The organism is Clostridium sp. UMB9555A, from assembly GCF_030222355.1.
In the GTDB taxonomy this organism is placed as follows: domain Bacteria; phylum Bacillota; class Clostridia; order Clostridiales; family Clostridiaceae; genus Sarcina; species Sarcina perfringens.
Genome location: NZ_JASORQ010000006.1, coordinates 100,515 through 117,422, shown reverse-complemented (window position 1 = coordinate 117,422; position 16,908 = coordinate 100,515). Strand labels below are relative to the sequence as shown.

Below are 16,908 nucleotides of genomic sequence, written 5' to 3'. Positions count from 1 at the left end.
TTTAAAGGGGTGAGCATCTTTGATAAAAATAAAAAAAAATATCAATAAAGATGCCGAAAAAAAATATGAATATAGATTTTATAGGTACTTGGGCTTAGTTTTAATTATTCTTTTTTCTTGTATAGTTACTGTAAGTAATTTAATAAATCCAGGGGAAACAAAGAAACTAATTTCAGAGCTAGTTAGAAATGATTATAGTGATTTTTTTCAGTATGAATTACAAAATAGTGATAAATCACTTGAAGAGATATATGATTCATATTCAAAGAATGAAAATATAGAAGTTTATAAGCTCATGGCCTTAAATACTATATATTTTGGGGGAGATAGAAATAGATATTTAGAGCCCTATATTAGACCTTACATAGATAAATATAACTTATCTCAAAATGATAGAATGAAATTATATGAAGAGGTAAATAAAGAGATAAAAAACATTGAAAATAAGTATATCTTTAAGTTAATTGTTAAGAGATTTTCACCATACATACTTGCCATTGCCTTTGTAACTTTAATAATGGGAAGTGCTTCATTTATTAGAAAAATAAATAATATTGAAAGAATTATAATTAATATTTTTATATTTTTATCTGGAATATATATATGTTATTTATCTATTATAAGTGTAAAGCATGGAATATGGATTAATTTAGCTATTATGTTGGCTCTAGCAGAGTTTATTATAGAAAATAAAACTAAATTGTTAGAATATATTGGAGGTTCTATTATACTAATTATTTTAGCTTTAAGTATATTAGGTAAATTTGAGTGTAAAACAAATGAATTAGATAAATATGATATAAATAAATTAGTTTTAGTAAATAATTTTGAAGGAGCTAACTTTGTTGAGGGAGAGCAAAATATCCAAAGGATTGGACGAGCTTTATATTCTGAGATGAAAAAAGAGAATATGATATTAATAGATAATTCTAATGAGAATATAAATAATTTAATAGAGAATAAAGAAAAGATTATATTTAATAGTAAAGAAACTAGTAAACCTGTATTTTATATGTGTTTATATAATAATCTTCCAGTATATAGATTAGCCTTAGTTAAGGAAGGACAAATAATAAAGATATATGAGGGAGTATTAAATCCTTATATGAGGAGTACTCTTATGAAGTTAGAAAGAGGAAAAAGTCATAAGAAAAACAAAGTATGCAATATAGAGATGCTTAAAACAATAAATTAAGCTTTAAATTTTATGTAAATTAACATTAAAAAAATCATAATGATATATTAAGGGGAATATTTATATACTAAGGACAAATTTAATTATATTTAGTTATTAGTATATTTTTTTAGGCAGAATGTTGTTTTATGGAGTGATTTCAGTGGAGTACAAAAAAGAGCAATTCAATGAAAAGGTTTTAACTAATCATATTACTAAGGAACAATGGATTGATATTTTGAAAAATAGTAATTTAATTGGATTAAGAGATATGAAAATATTGCTTAACTTATATGGTAGCAATGGACAGCCCCTTAAGACCTCTTTAATAGGAGAGTATTTAGAATTTGGAGATATTAGTACTAGAATTCAAAAGATGTGTAAAAGAATAGAAGAAGAATTAGGAATAGGTTTAGATGAAAAAAGCGAAATAGGAAGTTGGAAATATAAATTTAGACATTGGTTTATTATGCTAAATGGATCAAAGATATATGATCAAAAGGAAGAAAAAAATTATTTCACATGGACATTAAAAAAAGAGCTTAAAGAAGCTATAGATTTTTTATTGGGAAAAGAATAGTATGACTTAAAGAAGTATTGTATAAAATAATATAATAAAACTTATGCTTATTTAATAAAATAAGTTGTTTAAAAGAGTAGAGTTTTATTATTTGTTTTTTATATAATACTTTTTATTTATAAATATAATTTAAAATATTTGACAGTAAGAGCTTTGGGAGATTAATATCTTATTAGCAGAAGAAGGGAGTGAAAAGAGTATGAATAGAAAAGAGATAAAAAGTGTTGCTAAATCTAAGTTAAAAGGTAGATGGTTTAATATTGTTTTATTGACTTTAATAATAGCAATAATTGAATTTGCAGCAAGTGAGATTATTGGAAGAACTGAAGGAATAACTTCTAATATTTTAAGTATAGCTAATAACTTTTTATTAATGCCAGCTATAACGGCTTCTGGGATTATATACACAATTAAATTTGTTAAAAGTAATGGAGTAATATCTCTAAGTGAGGCTATTCCGAGTGTTAAGACTTGGGGAAGGTTTATAATAAGTATGATAGTTACTATGATATTTAGTATTCCTATACTTTTAGTTGTGTTTTTAGGAAACATATTTTTAGTGTTATCTATAACATCATTACATAGTGCACTACTTAATGGGCAAATATCTATGAATCCTATGATAGCAATTTGGGGCGTAGTGTTATTAATAGTTATATTAGTATTAATTTTAGCTGCTATAGTAGGAATTTTATTATTCCCATTACCATATTTAATGGCTGAAGATACCTGTGGAATATGGGAAGCTATTAAAAGAAGCTTTAAAATAATGAATGGTCATAAATGGGAACTGTTTATTATGGGACTTAGCTTTTTAGGGTGGTTAATATTATCAGTATTAACCCTTGGAATAGGATTATTATGGCTTTTACCATATATTCAAGTTACTTTAAGAATATATTATCTTTCAATTACAGGAAGAGAAAGTGAAATAAATTAAAGTTAGAACTGTATCATTAAATGGTACAGTCTTTTAGTTTACAAAATTGACATAAATTTGATATGATGTTAATCTTTTATTAAAAAGAAGGGAGTGATTATTATGACCAGAAAAGAAATAAAAAGTTTAGCACAAGATAAATTAAGAGGAAGATGGACAAATTTTCTTTTACTTGTATTAATAGTTTTAGGAGTACAAGGACTAGTTACGTATTTCATATCAAATATAGAAAGTATAGGTCTAAGTTCAATTTTGAATTTAGGAAATAGCTTTTTATTAGGACCCTTTTTTGAATCTTTACTTGTAGTTTTTGTAATAAAATTAGTTGATAGAGATGATAAGGTTGGATTAAAAGAATCTATTCCTTCATGTAAAGTATGGAGAAATTTTATTAAGAAGTTCCTTGCTTTAATATTATTTGAGCTTCCAATATCACTTATAGCATCAATAATTGCTGTGGTATCATTTGTTAGTATAATATCAAATCATCTTTATGAGTATTTATTTATGGCTTCTATGAATTATGAAGATATATTAAGTCAATATATAGGTATCTTTATTATAATAATATTAATAGTAGTTACTTACAATATTATAGTTTCATTATTCTTCTTCCCTGTTAAATATATTATAGTTGAAGAGCCAGAACTTGGTATATGGGAAGCTGTAGGAAAGGCTTTTAAAATGATGAAAGGTCATAAATGGGAGCTTTTTGTATTAATTTTAAGTTTGATAGGATGGGCAATATTAGCTTCTTTACCTTTAGTGTTAGGAGTAATAATTATTATTCTTATGAATATAAGTGTATATATATTACCTATTTTCTCTATAGGACTAATATGGTTCTTTGTATATAGAGATACTATATATAGAGTTTATTATCTTTCAATTTCAGAAAGATCATTAGAAATAGGAAAAGATGAGTTAAATCAGGATATTGAAGTTGAAGAAGAGGACTTCGAATTTAGAGATTAGTTTAAATGCCTAAGAAATACAATTAAAATGTGTTTCTTAGGCATTTTGATTTTAGTAAAAATATATTACTATTTAATTTTTTAGTGTAATGAATTTACTAATAGAAATTACTTTAGCTTAATACTAATTAAAAATATTTACTTAAGGGGCTCCATTACCCTGTCTAAGATATTATTAATTTCTGCAATTGATGTACCGAAGTTTGTTATAGGAACTAAGGCATCATCACATATGCCGATTCTATTCATTATTTCAGCTTTGTTAAACATGCATCCTCCACAATGAATTACAAGGGCATATTCATTAAGGTTTTTAGGAAAATCTTTACCAGAGCAATTATGAACTATTATTCCAGGACAAGTTTCTTCTAGCCAAGTAGGTAGTTTTTCTCTTGCTATATCACCTTTTAATTGATGGTGAGTACAAGCTTCTGCTATTAAAACTTTATCACCTGCTTTAAGATTCTTTATTGCTTTGGCTCCTGAATAGAATTTATCTAAATCCCCTTTGTATCTAGCCATAAGTATTGAAAAGGAAGTAAGCGGGACACTTCTATCTAATTTTGCATTAACCTGTTTAAATACTTGAGAGTCAGTTATTACTAAATCAGGTTTACCATTAAAAATTCTTAATCCTTCATCTAACTTATCTAGTGTAACCATAGTTGGTATTCCACCATAATCTAATATATCTCTTAATACTTGAACTTGAGGAAGTATAAGTCTTCCTTTAGGCGCTTGTATATCTTGAGGAGCTACTAAAAGAATTTTATCTCCAGCTTTGATTTTATCACCTATTATTGGGCTTTCAGTTATTGAAGAGGGTGATACATTAATAAGTTCCTTTTTTAATTCATTTATGTTTAAATTATTTTTAGCACTTATGGCAACACAAGGTATTCCTAATAATTCACCAATTTCTTTTAAGGAATTATTTAAATTATTATCAACAAAGTAATCTTTATTAGATGAATTTGTTTTATCAATATCCTTTAAATCAATTTTAGACTCAATTAGATTATTAGGAACTAAATCACACTTGTTAATAACTAGTATAGCTGGTTTTTTAGCCTTTTTTAATTTATTAACCCATAATATTTCCTTAGAAAGCATGTCTTTAAATTCTATATTTGATTTTATTGCCTCTAGTATTTCAGAAAGGGAAAGGGTTATAAGAGCTACATCAGTCTTTCCTACAACTTCTTCAGTTTTTTCGACTCTAAGCTTACCTATTTCTCCTTCATCATCAAAACCAGCTGTATCAACAAAAACAACAGGTCCTAGGGGTAAAAGTTCCATTGCTTTATAAACTGGGTCAGTTGTTGTTCCCTTAAAGTCTGATACTAGAGAAATATTTTGGCCTGTTAAGGCATTTATTATGCTAGATTTCCCAGAGTTTGTTTTACCAAAAAGAGAAATATGTAGTCTACTTCCTCTAGGAGTTTCATTAAAATTACTCATAAATTTTTCTACTATTGCAAGATATAAATAGTAGAATTGCACCTCCTTGCATTAATTCTTGTGTGAAAATATTTTCAACTGTGAATAAACCTGTGGATAACTTTTTTAATGAATTTTTACTTTCAAATTCTAGTTAAATAATGAAAATAAGCCTTGAAAAAAGTAAAAAAATTACAGATATAAATGGCTTAATATAGCCATTTACAGGAGTTTTTACCTTTTGAAAAAATTACTTTTTAAAAAAGTAAATATCATTAAAATATAACAAGAAAATAGTATAATTTTTTTATTTATAAACAAGTTATCCACATAGGGGTGTGGATAACTTTAAGGTTATTCACAATATATAGTTGTGTCATGTATATATATATACTAAATATTGATAAGGGAAAAAATGTAATTAAATATATTGAAAATTTTTGGTATAAAAACCATGAATAAAAGTTTACATATAAGTAATTAAGATACAATATTTGGTATAAATAATGGTTTATTTCTTTAAATTTAATTCAAAATAAGCTTAATATATAGAAATTTTAGATTAAAAACAGTATGAAATAATAAAAGAATAATTATTATTTTACTAAAAGTTATTAGAAAATCTGTGATTTATTATATATTTTTAGTAAATAAAATTATAAAAATTATTCAAGAATAATTATATAATTTTGAGTATGAGATTAGAAGGGATTTTAAGCAAATAATATAAAACTAAAAAAAGGACAATTCTTAAGAAAAGAAGTTGTCCATAATAATCAATTTATTAATTTTAGTGATGAGGTACTAAAACTACCTCATTACAATCTTCGAAGTTTAAAAAATTTTCATCTATATCTTTTATAGTTAATAAGAAATCATTAGCATTTATTTTTAATAGTGGATAATCTCCAATATTGTTTTTTGTATCATTACATCTATAACCTTCATTTTGAAGGTGAGTTATAACTGCATATTTTAAAGACTCCATAGAAGAAAAACCTTTCTCTAAAGTTAAAACTATCTTGTGTATATTACAACAAGTTCTTCTTTCTAATGAATTTTGATCTACTGCCATAAAAAAACCTCCCTCACAATAATTTAAACTCTCAAAACATTCCTAATATTTACATAATCTTTAATTATATTTTACAACCTTTACATTTAATAGTCAAATTTTTAACAATGTATTTTAAGGTGTATTATTATGAAAGTATTTAGGAATAGGTTGAAAAAATAAGAAAACAAGAGAAATTTAAAGAAAAAACAATTTTCATTAAACTTTTTAAATTAACAATATGAATATGATAAAGATTAATATGCACAACATTGTAGATAATATAACAGTATTGTTTATGAGTTCTTCATATTCTGTATAATGTTTACCAGAAAAAACAGGTAAGAAAAATGGTAGTGGAATTATTAAAAATGTAAAATATGAATAATTAAAAATTCTGTCTCAAACTAGGAGTTTGTTTATTATCAAGAATTTAATTAAATAACCAACTTCAAGTATTAGTATCATTCTAGTTGCTACAAATTTAATACTTTTTTTAGTATATTCCTTATTGAATCTTAAGGTGAATTAAATTATTAATATATAAATTTAATCTAAATTTTCAATATAAAAAATATATAAAAAAGAGTAGTATAAAATAATCCAAAAGATGGTAGCTAAAATTTTCATAAAAAAAGCCAGCTTCGCTGGCTATATATATATTAATTATAAATTGGTTTTTAGTTTTGATTTTGATTGTTAGTTTTTACCCATATGAAAGATATAAATTTTAATGTGGAGTTAAAGTTATAATCTTTAATACGGGTTTTGCATGAATAAATAATTTTTAACTTTAATTAATTAAAGTTAGTGAATTAATGTGATATAAAAAGTTATAGCATATTTAATTAACTAGAATCTTAAATCTCTAGTACCGTTACTTATCTTATTTATTTTTTCTTCAACAGATTTTCTAAATGATTCGTTATCTATTTCATCTATTGATTTTTTAATTAATTTATCTCCGATTTCTCTTGTTCTATCTGTGCCGTAATCATCAATAAATTCTTTTAAAGTTATTAAAGCGTTGGCTTCACATATTTTATAAAGTTCACCACTTTTAACTATGTCCATAAATCTTTCGCCAGTTCTACCTTCTCTATAACAAGCTGTGCAATAACTTGGTATATATCCAGCTTCCATAAGGCTTTCTATCATTTCAACTGGTGATCTATGATCTCCAACTTCAAATTGTGGTTTTTCCTCAGGATCACTGTATGCTTCTGAATAACCACCAACACCTGTACATGAACCTGTACTTACTTGAGAAACTCCAAGAGCTATTATTTCATCTCTTAAGCCTGGTTCTTCTCTTGTTGAAAGTATAAGACCTGCATATGGTACTGCTAATCTTAAGATAGCAACAATCTTCTTAAAATCTTCATCATCAACTAAATAAGGATAATTTTCTAAGCTAACATTTTCAGCTGGTCTTAATCTTGGAACTGATAGTGTATGAGGGCCAACCCCTGTAGTTTCTTCTAAATCCATTGCATGCATAAGCATTGCTAATGTTTCATACTTGTAATCATAAAGTCCATATAGAACTCCCATACCAATATCATCTATACCAGCCTCTCTTGCTCTATGCATAGCTGTTGTATGATAATTATAGTTATGTTTTGGACCACTTACATGTAATCTTTCATAAGTTGGTTTGTGGTAAGTTTCTTGGAATAAGATATATGTTCCAATCTCAGCATCTTTAAGTCTCTTATAGTCTTCAACTGATGTTGCAGCTATATTAACATTGATTCTTCTTATTGACCCATTATCAAATTTAATTGAGTATATTGATTTTATACAATCTAAAATATAATCTAGAGGAGCATTAACTGGATCTTCCCCAGCTTCAAGTGCTATTCTCTTATGACCTAGGCTTTCAAGAACTTTAACTTCTTCAATAAGTTGCTCTTTGTTAAGTTTCTTTCTTTTTAACTCATCATTACAGTGTTTATATCCACAGTAAGTACAGTTATTTACGCAATAGTTACTTACGTATAAAGGTGCAAATACAACAAGTCTTTTTCCATATAATTTTTCCTTAACTTGTCTAGCTGCTTTAAACATTTCTTCAATAAGCTCTTTATCTTCAAGATTAAGAAGAACAGCAGTCTCTTCAGGTGTTAACCCTTCTGCACTTTTACTTTTTTCAATGATTTCTCTAACTAGTTCTTTGTCAGAAACAAGCTCTTTTCCTTTTGCTATAAGACTATTAATTTCATAATCCTTAATAAAATCTAAAGCATTGTACTTTTCGTTATCTTTTAACATAACAAATCTCCTTTAAAATTACTTTTAGGGTATGTCAAAAAATAATATAAACAACTAAAATATACTTATGGGAACTCAATGATTAAGAGGCTTAAAGCGATTAAGCTAAAAGCTAGTTTTAGATATGGCAGCTTTAACGGAAACACCTTTAAGTTTACCGATTTTTCCTGTTATAGCTGAAATTTCATCGGTGGTTCCATCAACTACAATAGATATAACTCTAATGTTCTTTTCTTTGTATGGTAACCCCATTCTTCCAACAATTAATTTGTCGTATTCACTTAAGATAGAATTTACTTCTTTTATATTATCAAGGCTTTCAATAACAATGCCAACAACGGCAATTCTAGTACTCATACTGTCATCAAACCTTTCTAAAATTCAAAATTTTTTATTACCTTTTTGTTCAGAGAATTCCTTACAATTAGGGATAAAGTATATTTATATTATTTTTTTGACTGGTTTCTCGGTTGAAAGAAGTATTTTTATATATCATCTCGCAACAAAGAAGACATATTATAATTATACTACAAAATTTTCAAAAATATAGGTTAAATTTCTAGTAGAGAAAAATATAAGTTTTATACTAAATTAAAACAATTTGTAAACTTTTGAGAATTTATTTTGATATAATCTAAGTAAGATTTAAATTTATTATATTTTTGAAATAATAAGTTTTATTTAAAATTAGGTTTATGGTAAAGTCATTTAAATTAATAGTAGCTTAAAAATAAAGTGTAGGATTTAATATATTGGTTTAATTAATCTTTGATATGAAGGATTAGAAAGGAAGAAGGCAAATGAAGAGAAATAAATTAATGACAGCAATGATATTAGCTGGAGCAATAAGTATTGGCTCATTCACAACAGTTTTTGCCGATACTAAGGAAGTAGTAACTTTAGGAGCTAATCTAAATTCAAGTCAAAAACAAGAGATGTTTAAGGAATTCGGAGTTAAACCTAATGATGTTAAGGTTATAACTATGAATGTTAATGAAATAAGAGAGCAACTTGGATTGCCTAAAATAGTAGGAGAATTTAAAGGTAATGCTTACTCAAGTGCTTTTGTTAAGATAGAAGAAAAAGGGTATGGTATAAAGGTAAAAACAAATAATTTAACAGAGGTTACTCCAACTATGTTAAGTAATGCATTGTTAACATCAGGGGTTACTGATGCTGATGTTATTGCTACATCTCCATTCCCTGTAACTGGGACATCCGCTTTAGCTGGAGTTCTTCAAGCATTTGAAAAGGCCACTGGAGAAAATATACCTGTTGAAAATAAGGAAGTGGCAAGACAAGAATTAAGTATAACAAATAATTTAGCTAATGCTAAGAATAGCGAAGGACAAGATATTGGAAAAGATGGAGCAAGTGCTATAGTAAATCAGGCTAAAGAAGAGGTAATAAAGGATAAGCCTAAAAATGATAAAGAGGTTGGGGAAATAGTAAATAATATTACAAATAACTATAATATTAAGTTAACTCCAACACAAGAGCAAGAGTTAGTTGGACTTTTAGCTAATATAAATTCCTTAGGATTAGATTATTCTAACTTAAAAGGAGAGTTAGATAGTATTTCTAATAACATACAAGAAGCTTTAAAAGAAAATGGACAAGAACTTAAAGAGAGTGGGACTTTAGATAGAATATTAAATAAGATTTTAGGAGTCTGCACTGATATAAAAAATTGGTTTATATCACACTTTGGAGATGGAGAAGTCACCATAAATGGAGTTACATATGATAAAGATGGTAATATGATAAATAAGGATCAATTAAAGAATATAGGAACTTCAGTAAATGATGAGGTTAAGGATAATAGTGAAAGTAAAAATAATATAGAAGATAAATCACAAAAGAGTGATTCTAATGAGAAAGCAACTAATAATGCCAATGGTAATAAACAAGTTGGTTCTAATACTGAAGGAGATCAAAATAAGGGAAATAGTTCACAGAATAAGGATTCCCAAAGCAATAAAGAATCTCAAAATAAGGATACTCAAGGTGATAAAGAGTCACAGAATAATAAATCTAAAAATAGTGTAAGTTCATCCAAGAATAATTCAAATAAAAATAATAGTGAAAGCAATAATAATTCAAAGGATAAAAGTAAGGAAACTATAAAACTTGAAGATGGTACTGTAGTTTCTAGATATAACTCAAAGGGTGAAGAATATAATCCTGTTACTGGTGGATATGGCCATATTCAAGAAACTGAAGATGCTGGAAAAGATTCTGATCAAACTATAGATTATATAATAGTTGATGGTAAGAAGGTTCCACTTCATGATGAACAGGGAAGAGAGTATAATCCTGAGACAGGAAGATATGGAGATCCTGATGATAACTAAAAAATAGTCAAATAACTTTACTTAGTATTATAAATATAAATTAACTGTAATAGAAACAAAAATGTTTTTATTACAGTTTTTTTTATTATTTTACAACAGAAATAAAGGGTAAGGAATATTTATATAGTGAAAGGAGTTGATAAACATGGCAAAGGCAATCTTAACAAAGAAAAGCTTAGTATTAAAGTATCAAAAGGGGGTAGATGATAGTGGAAGCCCTAAATTTTCAACACAAAAGTTTTCTAAGATAAAGGTTGATGCAGAGGATGCAAAACTTTATGAGGTGGGAAAAGCATTAGCAGATCTTTTATCATCAAGAGTTAATTCTGTATTAAAAGAAGATGACTTTAAGTTTGTAGAAGACACTCAATAATCTAATAAAAATTAGAGGGGTGATCAGCTGATTTTGTAGAATTTAAAAAAATAAAAATGTTTTTAAATTCTACATTAAAGGTAATCAAAAGAATAGAGAGGATATTAGTTTTTCTAAGAGAAACCTTAGAATTTATAGATAAGAACTTTTAAAGATAAATTACATGCTAACAAAAAGTATTAAAAGAATTAAAAGAGATTAATGAGTAAGATATGCATTTTAGAAGAGGAAGTAGAAGAACAAAAGATGTAACATAATAAATTAATGGTAAAGAGAAAAGGGGGACTTTAAAATGGAGAAAGAATTATATCTTGTATTGTCTTTTAAAAATGCTGGAGGAAGTATAACAAAAATAACTCTTAAAAATATTAAGGAAGATGTAACTGAGGAAGAAGTTCAAAATCTTATGGAAAAAATAGTGACAGCAAATATATTTGTTTCTAAGGGTGGAGATTTAGTTTCTAAAGTTAAGGGTGAAATAGTAGAAAAAACAACAGAAAGCTTTGAGATGGCTTAATTTATAATTTAGAGAGTGTAGAATTCAATTAGGTTTCTACACTCTTTTATTATTTTACATATATAAATTTAATAAATGTCTTTTAAGGTAATTGTGTTATAATTATTAAAAGGAATTTTTTGCCGTACAATATATGTGCGGCTTTAGTTTTATAAGGGGCGTAGATTAATGAAAAGTAAAAAAATTTTTATTATAGAAGATGAAGAAAAGATAAGAGAAGAGCTTACTAAATTTTTAGAGAGGTATGGCTACTTTGTAGAGTCATCAGATGACTTTGAAAATATAGTTGATATCTCATTAAGTTGTAATCCTAATATGATTTTACTAGATATAAATCTTCCTTATTATGATGGTTACTATATTTGCAGGGAGATAAGGAAGAAAAGCCAAGTTCCAATTATAGTTGTAACTAGTAGACAAAGTGAGATGGATGAGCTCATGAGTATGAATTTAGGTGCTGATGATTTTGTTACTAAGCCTTATAATACTCAAATACTTTTAGCTAGAATTGCATCAATTATGAAAAGAACCTATTCGGGGATTGAGGGGGAAACAGAAATATTTAATTGTAGAGGATTAAAATACAATATGTCTACTAGTGAGGTTTCATTTAAGGATGAAGTGGAGGAGCTTACTAAAAATGAAAGTAAGATTTTAAATATTCTAATAAGAAATAAAGGGAAAATAGTATCAAGGGATAATATTATAAAGGCTTTATGGCAAAGTAATGAGTTTATAGATGATAATACTTTAACTGTTAATGTAAATAGACTTAGAAGAAAGATTGAAGGAATAGGAGCAGAGGGATATTTACAAACTAAGAGGGGGCAAGGGTATATATTATCATGAATTTAAGAGATTTCATAAAAGAAAGAATAGTTTTTATTATTATAAATTCATTAATATTACTTTTTACAGCTCTATTGCTTATGGTTTTAAAGGTTGATAGCTTTGCAGTTTTATTTATTGTTATTATAAATGGGGCAGGAATTCTAATTTATCATATTTTTGATTATTTAAGAAAGAAGCAATATTATGATGAGATAAAGGAAAATATGGAGTCTTTGGATAAGAAATATTTAATATCAGAAGTAATAGAAGAGGGAACTTTTACAGAGAGTAAGTTAATATATGATGTTATATGTAAGGGTAATAAGGCTATGAATGATGAAATAGGGGAATTTAAGAGAGGGATAAATGATTATAGGGAGTATATAGAATTATGGGTTCATGAGATAAAAACTCCCATAGCAACTTGCAAGCTATTAATAGAGAATAATGAATCGCCACTTACAGAGAGTATAGGAGAAGAGGTTTGTAAGCTAGAAAATTATATAGATCAAGCTCTCTTTTACACTAGAAGTAATACCATTGAGAAGGATTATATAATAAAAGAAATGAGTTTAAGTAGTTGCGTAAACAAGGTTTTAAACAATAATGCAGATTCTTTAATAAAGAAAAGAGTAAAAATAAATTTAGGAGATTTAGAAAAAAGGGTTTATTCAGATAGTAAGTGGATTGAGTTTATTTTAGGGCAAATAATATCAAATTCTATTAAATACATTAATAAGGAGTATAAGGAACTAAAGATATATTGCAGTGAAAGTAGTAAATATGTGATTTTAAATATTGAGGACAATGGTGATGGAATAAGTGATAAAGATCTTTCTAGGGTTTTTGATAAAGGATTTACAGGAGAAAATGGACGTAAGTTTGGAAAGTCTACAGGTATAGGACTATATCTATGTAAAAAGCTTTGTAAGAAACTTGGTTTAGATATAAAATTGATTTCAGAAGAAGGTAAGTTCACAAGAGTTTCAATTATCTTTCCAATAAACAGGATGATGATTTTTGAATAAAAGTATGTGATTTTAAAAATATATAATAGTCATACTAGGGCAAATAGGATATCTTTATAAAAGGGACAGTAGAAGTTTTATGTAAAAAATAAAACTACCTACTGTCCTATTAAGTTTAAAGTTTTATAAACATTTATCTGAATTAATATATCCATCCTTTAATTCAACAATTCTAGTACACTTATTGGCTAGTTCTAAGTCATGAGTTACTATAATTATTGTTTTTCCATTAGAATTTAATTTTTTAAAAATATTAAAAACTTCAGAGCAAGTTTTGCTATCTAATGAACCTGTGGGTTCATCTGCAAGTAGTATATCTGGGTTATTTACAATAGCTCTAGCAATAGCAACTCTTTGTGATTGTCCCCCAGATAGTGTAGAAGGAGTAGTAGTAAGTTTATCATGAATGCCAAGGTAAAAGCTAACTTGATTAATTAATTGCTTTCGCTGATTTTTTTTGACATTGGAATATTTAAGTGGTAATTCAATATTATCATATACTGTATAATTATTAATAAGAGCGAAATGTTGAACTACGAAACCTATTTTAGTACTTCTTAATTTTGCCTTTTGATTATTTGTAAGATTATTTGTAGCTTCACCGTTTATATATATTTCGCCAGAAGAAGCGTTCTCTAGTTGACCTAATATATTTAATAATGTTGATTTACCAGAACCAGATTTTCCAGTTATAGCTACTAATTCACCTTTTTTTATTTCTAAGTTAATATTATTTAAAGCTTTTATTTCATTATCATTTTTACCATATATTTTATTTAAATTAATTATCTTAATTACACTCATCTATTCTTCTCCTTTTATTAGTTGTGTTAAATTTAAATTTTTTATACTAATTATAGGGATAATTAATACAATAATATTTAAAAATACTATAAAAATAATTGATAGAAATAAGGGGGGGATATTTAATCCATCAGTTATTGTTTTAATTGCAAAAAATGGAATAGATAGTATGGTTGCTATTAAAGAAATTATTGTTAATTGGTTTGCAATTATTGATATTATATTCAAGGTATTTGCTCCAGCTAAATGATGGATAGCAAAATCTTTTTTATATAATAAAATATTATTTAATAAAGTTAAAGTAATTGAAACAAAGATAAAAATTGTTATTATTACTGATATCATTAATTTATCTTTAATAGAGCTTAAATAACTGTTTATATTTGCATATAGAATTTCAGAAAAATCTCTACTATCTACGGCCACACCTATATCATCAAATATTTTTCGAATATCTGAGCATACGCTATTTATATATTCTTTTGATGCAGACTTTTCAAAGTGTATTAAAGCTCCACCAGTAATATATGATCCGTTATCAATGTATTTATTTGGAAATATTATATAATTATCTAAGTTTATAAGTCTTTTATCTGATGTTATATTACCTGGATTAAGTTGATTATCATCTAGAATTCCTATGACTATTCCAGTGTAAGTTTCGTCAAGAGTTATGGAATCTCCAACATCATAAATACCAGTAAATTTATTACCTAATACTAAAGGAATGAAATCCTTACTAGTATAATCTAGGCTTAGTTCTTCATCATTAAAGCTACGTCCATGTGAAATATTAAATGGAAATCTTTTTAAAGTATCAGAATTTATATGCAATGAATTGGCATAAAATTTATCAGGAATTTCTGGTGAATTAGGAATTTTAAAATTTTCATAATTATTAAATTTATCTAATACAATGGGTTCAACACTATTTAATGTTAGCAAAAAATTTCTGTCTTTTTGATTATTTACATAATCATCAATTAATTTTTCAGCTTGTGTAAATGCATTATCAGAATTAATTGAGTTTATACTGGATCGAAATTCAATTCCATAAATTATATCATCAGAAAATATTTTAGAAATTTGCTTTTTCTCATAATTTAGTTTTGAAAATAAATCAAAACTAGTATATAAATTTATAATTAAAAATATTAATTGAATTATAATTAATATTGTTATAAATAAATTTTTTTTAATATAGAAATAAGAGTATTTAAACATGGCTTATCTCCTTCGTATTAATTTAGTAAGTTCAAGTTTATTTATTTTATAGAATGATACAATAGTTAATATGGTACAAATAGTAAACATAAAAATTATATTTAGTATAAAATTATAACTAGTATAAGAAATTGACCTATTTAAAATTTTTGAGTATTCTAAAATATTTTGTATAAAAGGACATATAACTAAAGAAATAAACGATATAAGTAAAACTTTAATTATTAATTCTTTCAAAATACTAAAATTATTTGCTCCACACATTTTTTTTACTCCAATCTCATATTGTATTCTATTTATCCAATAATACATGCAAAGAATTAGAGAAATAAAAATAACAACAATTAAGGGGAAATATAAATTTATAAATCCTATTACTCCAATTTTAATAAAATCTAATGTACTAACTTTATTTGAAATATTTGAACTAATGTTATCTAAAATTAAAGAAGTATTATTAAGAAGTATTTCCTGTAAATATTCATAAGAGTAAATATTACTTTCTATTATTATTTCATTTAAAGAAAGATTATAATTTATATCTTTTGGAGTGAGGTTATAAAATATAGTGTTAAAATGAGCTTGATCGGATTTACCGTTATCAATTACACCTATAACTTTATATTTTTCATTTCCAGAATATATAAATTTTGAATTATTAATTTCTTCAACATATTTAAGTGCTGTTTTAGGAATTACAGCAACTTTATCATTGGAATTAAAGTCTTGAATTTCTATAAAGCGACCTTCTATTAATTCGTAATTGTGTTCATAGTTAGAATTGAAATATATTCCGTTTGTGTAGAATCCATTTGTAAAAAGTTTACCATCTACTAACTTTATTACTAAGTCATCTTTTTTCATTAAATATGAAAAAAATTCATTTAATTTATCTAACATATTGTTTAAATCAATCTCTGATATATCATTATCGATAGATTTTTCTGACAAAAATTGATTACGGTTTATTGAAAATGAAATCGAATTTTTATATGTAAATCCTCTCATATCTAATATTTTTTTTTCATTAATTATTTCGCTTATTAGTATAGAAAATATGAGTAAAATTGATATTAATGATAATGTAATAAATAAGCTGTTTTTAAGATATTTTCTCATTAGATACTCCTTTAAAATTAAAAAGTATTCGCTAAAAGTAAAGGTGCTAATTAATAAGATTTATTAATTAGTATAAATACTAAAGTCTACTTACTAATAATAACATAAATGTATTAAAAAGTAATAAAATGTTGTTAATTTGTAATTCGTTAAAATATACTTTAAATTTTTGAAATAAATTGTAGAATGTTTAAATTACAATAAGTATTAATTCTTTTTGAT

At 25.7% G+C, this 16,908-nt stretch carries 16 protein-coding genes; 9 read left to right on the top strand and 7 right to left on the bottom strand.

Features of this window, described 5'->3' with window-relative positions; all coding sequences use genetic code 11:
• The first annotated feature begins 19 nt into the window (after window positions 1-19).
• From QP548_RS14135 to QP548_RS14120, 4 genes are all read left to right on the top strand, one after another.
• A complete protein-coding gene (locus tag QP548_RS14135) occupies window positions 20-1,195 on the top strand; it encodes a hypothetical protein (RefSeq protein WP_061426088.1) in 1,176 nt (391 codons plus the stop codon).
• A gap of 142 nt (window positions 1,196-1,337) precedes the next feature.
• Entirely contained in the window at window positions 1,338-1,754 is a 417-nt protein-coding gene (locus QP548_RS14130) for a hypothetical protein (protein ID WP_061426089.1), read from the top strand.
• Between the two features lie 199 nt (window positions 1,755-1,953).
• The gene (locus tag QP548_RS14125) at window positions 1,954-2,694 is read left to right on the top strand and encodes a DUF975 family protein (RefSeq protein ID WP_061426090.1); all 741 of its coding nucleotides are present in this window, start codon (window positions 1,954-1,956) and stop codon (window positions 2,692-2,694) included.
• 102 nt (window positions 2,695-2,796) lie between these two features.
• Entirely contained in the window at window positions 2,797-3,669 is an 873-nt protein-coding gene (locus tag QP548_RS14120) for a DUF975 family protein (RefSeq protein WP_061426091.1), read from the top strand.
• A 137-nt stretch (window positions 3,670-3,806) separates the two neighbouring features.
• Here QP548_RS14120 and QP548_RS14115 read toward each other — a convergent pair whose 3' ends face one another.
• From QP548_RS14115 to QP548_RS14100, 4 genes are all read right to left on the bottom strand, one after another.
• Window positions 3,807-5,129: a GTP-binding protein gene (locus QP548_RS14115; protein ID WP_061426092.1), complete on the bottom strand. Its 1,323-nt coding sequence runs from the start codon at window positions 5,127-5,129 to the stop codon at window positions 3,807-3,809.
• A gap of 769 nt (window positions 5,130-5,898) precedes the next feature.
• On the bottom strand, window positions 5,899-6,183 hold the full coding sequence (locus QP548_RS14110) for a hypothetical protein (RefSeq protein ID WP_061426093.1): 285 nt from the start codon (window positions 6,181-6,183) through the stop codon (window positions 5,899-5,901).
• An 831-nt stretch (window positions 6,184-7,014) separates the two neighbouring features.
• Complete coding sequence (gene hydG / locus QP548_RS14105) at window positions 7,015-8,436, bottom strand: [FeFe] hydrogenase H-cluster radical SAM maturase HydG (RefSeq protein WP_061426094.1); 1,422 nt, start codon at window positions 8,434-8,436, stop codon at window positions 7,015-7,017.
• A gap of 105 nt (window positions 8,437-8,541) precedes the next feature.
• Window positions 8,542-8,793 carry a TM1266 family iron-only hydrogenase system putative regulator gene (locus QP548_RS14100; RefSeq protein WP_003448558.1) on the bottom strand — a complete coding sequence of 84 codons (252 nt, stop codon included), beginning with the start codon at window positions 8,791-8,793 and terminating at the stop codon, window positions 8,542-8,544.
• A 443-nt stretch (window positions 8,794-9,236) separates the two neighbouring features.
• On the opposite strand from QP548_RS14100, the gene QP548_RS14095 reads away from it, so the two are divergent.
• The 5 genes from QP548_RS14095 to QP548_RS14075 all read left to right on the top strand — a co-directional run bounded on the left by QP548_RS14095 (window position 9,237) and on the right by QP548_RS14075 (window position 13,539).
• On the top strand, window positions 9,237-10,790 hold the full coding sequence (locus QP548_RS14095) for a DUF1002 domain-containing protein (protein WP_061426095.1): 1,554 nt from the start codon (window positions 9,237-9,239) through the stop codon (window positions 10,788-10,790).
• Between the two features lie 145 nt (window positions 10,791-10,935).
• On the top strand, window positions 10,936-11,163 hold the full coding sequence (locus tag QP548_RS14090) for a DUF1659 domain-containing protein (RefSeq protein WP_061426096.1): 228 nt from the start codon (window positions 10,936-10,938) through the stop codon (window positions 11,161-11,163).
• Between the two features lie 292 nt (window positions 11,164-11,455).
• Entirely contained in the window at window positions 11,456-11,680 is a 225-nt protein-coding gene (locus tag QP548_RS14085) for a DUF2922 domain-containing protein (protein WP_061426097.1), read from the top strand.
• 168 nt (window positions 11,681-11,848) lie between these two features.
• The gene (locus QP548_RS14080; RefSeq protein WP_061426098.1) at window positions 11,849-12,529 is read left to right on the top strand and encodes a response regulator transcription factor; all 681 of its coding nucleotides are present in this window, start codon (window positions 11,849-11,851) and stop codon (window positions 12,527-12,529) included.
• On the top strand, window positions 12,526-13,539 hold the full coding sequence (locus QP548_RS14075; RefSeq protein WP_061426099.1) for a sensor histidine kinase: 1,014 nt from the start codon (window positions 12,526-12,528) through the stop codon (window positions 13,537-13,539). The genes QP548_RS14080 and QP548_RS14075 overlap by 4 nt, the downstream gene beginning before the upstream one ends.
• A 123-nt stretch (window positions 13,540-13,662) precedes the next feature.
• Here QP548_RS14075 and QP548_RS14070 read toward each other — a convergent pair whose 3' ends face one another.
• Genes QP548_RS14070 through QP548_RS14060 form a run of 3 tightly spaced genes read right to left on the bottom strand, consistent with a single transcriptional unit; the run spans window position 13,663 to window position 16,686 of the window.
• The gene (locus QP548_RS14070; RefSeq protein WP_061426100.1) at window positions 13,663-14,343 is read right to left on the bottom strand and encodes an ABC transporter ATP-binding protein; all 681 of its coding nucleotides are present in this window, start codon (window positions 14,341-14,343) and stop codon (window positions 13,663-13,665) included.
• Window positions 14,344-15,567, bottom strand: coding sequence for a hypothetical protein (locus tag QP548_RS14065; protein ID WP_061426101.1), 1,224 nt, complete (start codon window positions 15,565-15,567; stop codon window positions 14,344-14,346).
• Between the two features lie 3 nt (window positions 15,568-15,570).
• The gene (locus QP548_RS14060; RefSeq protein WP_061426102.1) at window positions 15,571-16,686 is read right to left on the bottom strand and encodes an ABC transporter permease; all 1,116 of its coding nucleotides are present in this window, start codon (window positions 16,684-16,686) and stop codon (window positions 15,571-15,573) included.
• Window positions 16,687-16,908: the final 222 nt, after the last annotated feature.

Bases quoted from the DNA above. Each gene is read 5' to 3' on its own strand.
- QP548_RS14125 (WP_061426090.1), top strand. From the start codon at position 1,954: ATGAATAGAAAAGAGATAAAAAGTGTTGCTAAATCTAAGTTAAAAGGT.
- QP548_RS14120 (WP_061426091.1), top strand. From the start codon at position 2,797: ATGACCAGAAAAGAAATAAAAAGTTTAGCACAAGATAAATTAAGAGGA.
- QP548_RS14115 (WP_061426092.1), bottom strand. From the start codon at position 5,129: ATGAGTAATTTTAATGAAACTCCTAGAGGAAGTAGACTACATATTTCT.
- QP548_RS14110 (WP_061426093.1), bottom strand. From the start codon at position 6,183: ATGGCAGTAGATCAAAATTCATTAGAAAGAAGAACTTGTTGTAATATA.
- hydG (WP_061426094.1), bottom strand. From the start codon at position 8,436: ATGTTAAAAGATAACGAAAAGTACAATGCTTTAGATTTTATTAAGGAT.
- QP548_RS14100 (WP_003448558.1), bottom strand. From the start codon at position 8,793: ATGAGTACTAGAATTGCCGTTGTTGGCATTGTTATTGAAAGCCTTGAT.
- QP548_RS14095 (WP_061426095.1), top strand. From the start codon at position 9,237: ATGAAGAGAAATAAATTAATGACAGCAATGATATTAGCTGGAGCAATA.
- QP548_RS14090 (WP_061426096.1), top strand. From the start codon at position 10,936: ATGGCAAAGGCAATCTTAACAAAGAAAAGCTTAGTATTAAAGTATCAA.
- QP548_RS14085 (WP_061426097.1), top strand. From the start codon at position 11,456: ATGGAGAAAGAATTATATCTTGTATTGTCTTTTAAAAATGCTGGAGGA.
- QP548_RS14080 (WP_061426098.1), top strand. From the start codon at position 11,849: ATGAAAAGTAAAAAAATTTTTATTATAGAAGATGAAGAAAAGATAAGA.
- QP548_RS14075 (WP_061426099.1), top strand. From the start codon at position 12,526: ATGAATTTAAGAGATTTCATAAAAGAAAGAATAGTTTTTATTATTATA.
- QP548_RS14070 (WP_061426100.1), bottom strand. From the start codon at position 14,343: ATGAGTGTAATTAAGATAATTAATTTAAATAAAATATATGGTAAAAAT.
- QP548_RS14065 (WP_061426101.1), bottom strand. From the start codon at position 15,567: ATGTTTAAATACTCTTATTTCTATATTAAAAAAAATTTATTTATAACA.
- QP548_RS14060 (WP_061426102.1), bottom strand. From the start codon at position 16,686: ATGAGAAAATATCTTAAAAACAGCTTATTTATTACATTATCATTAATA.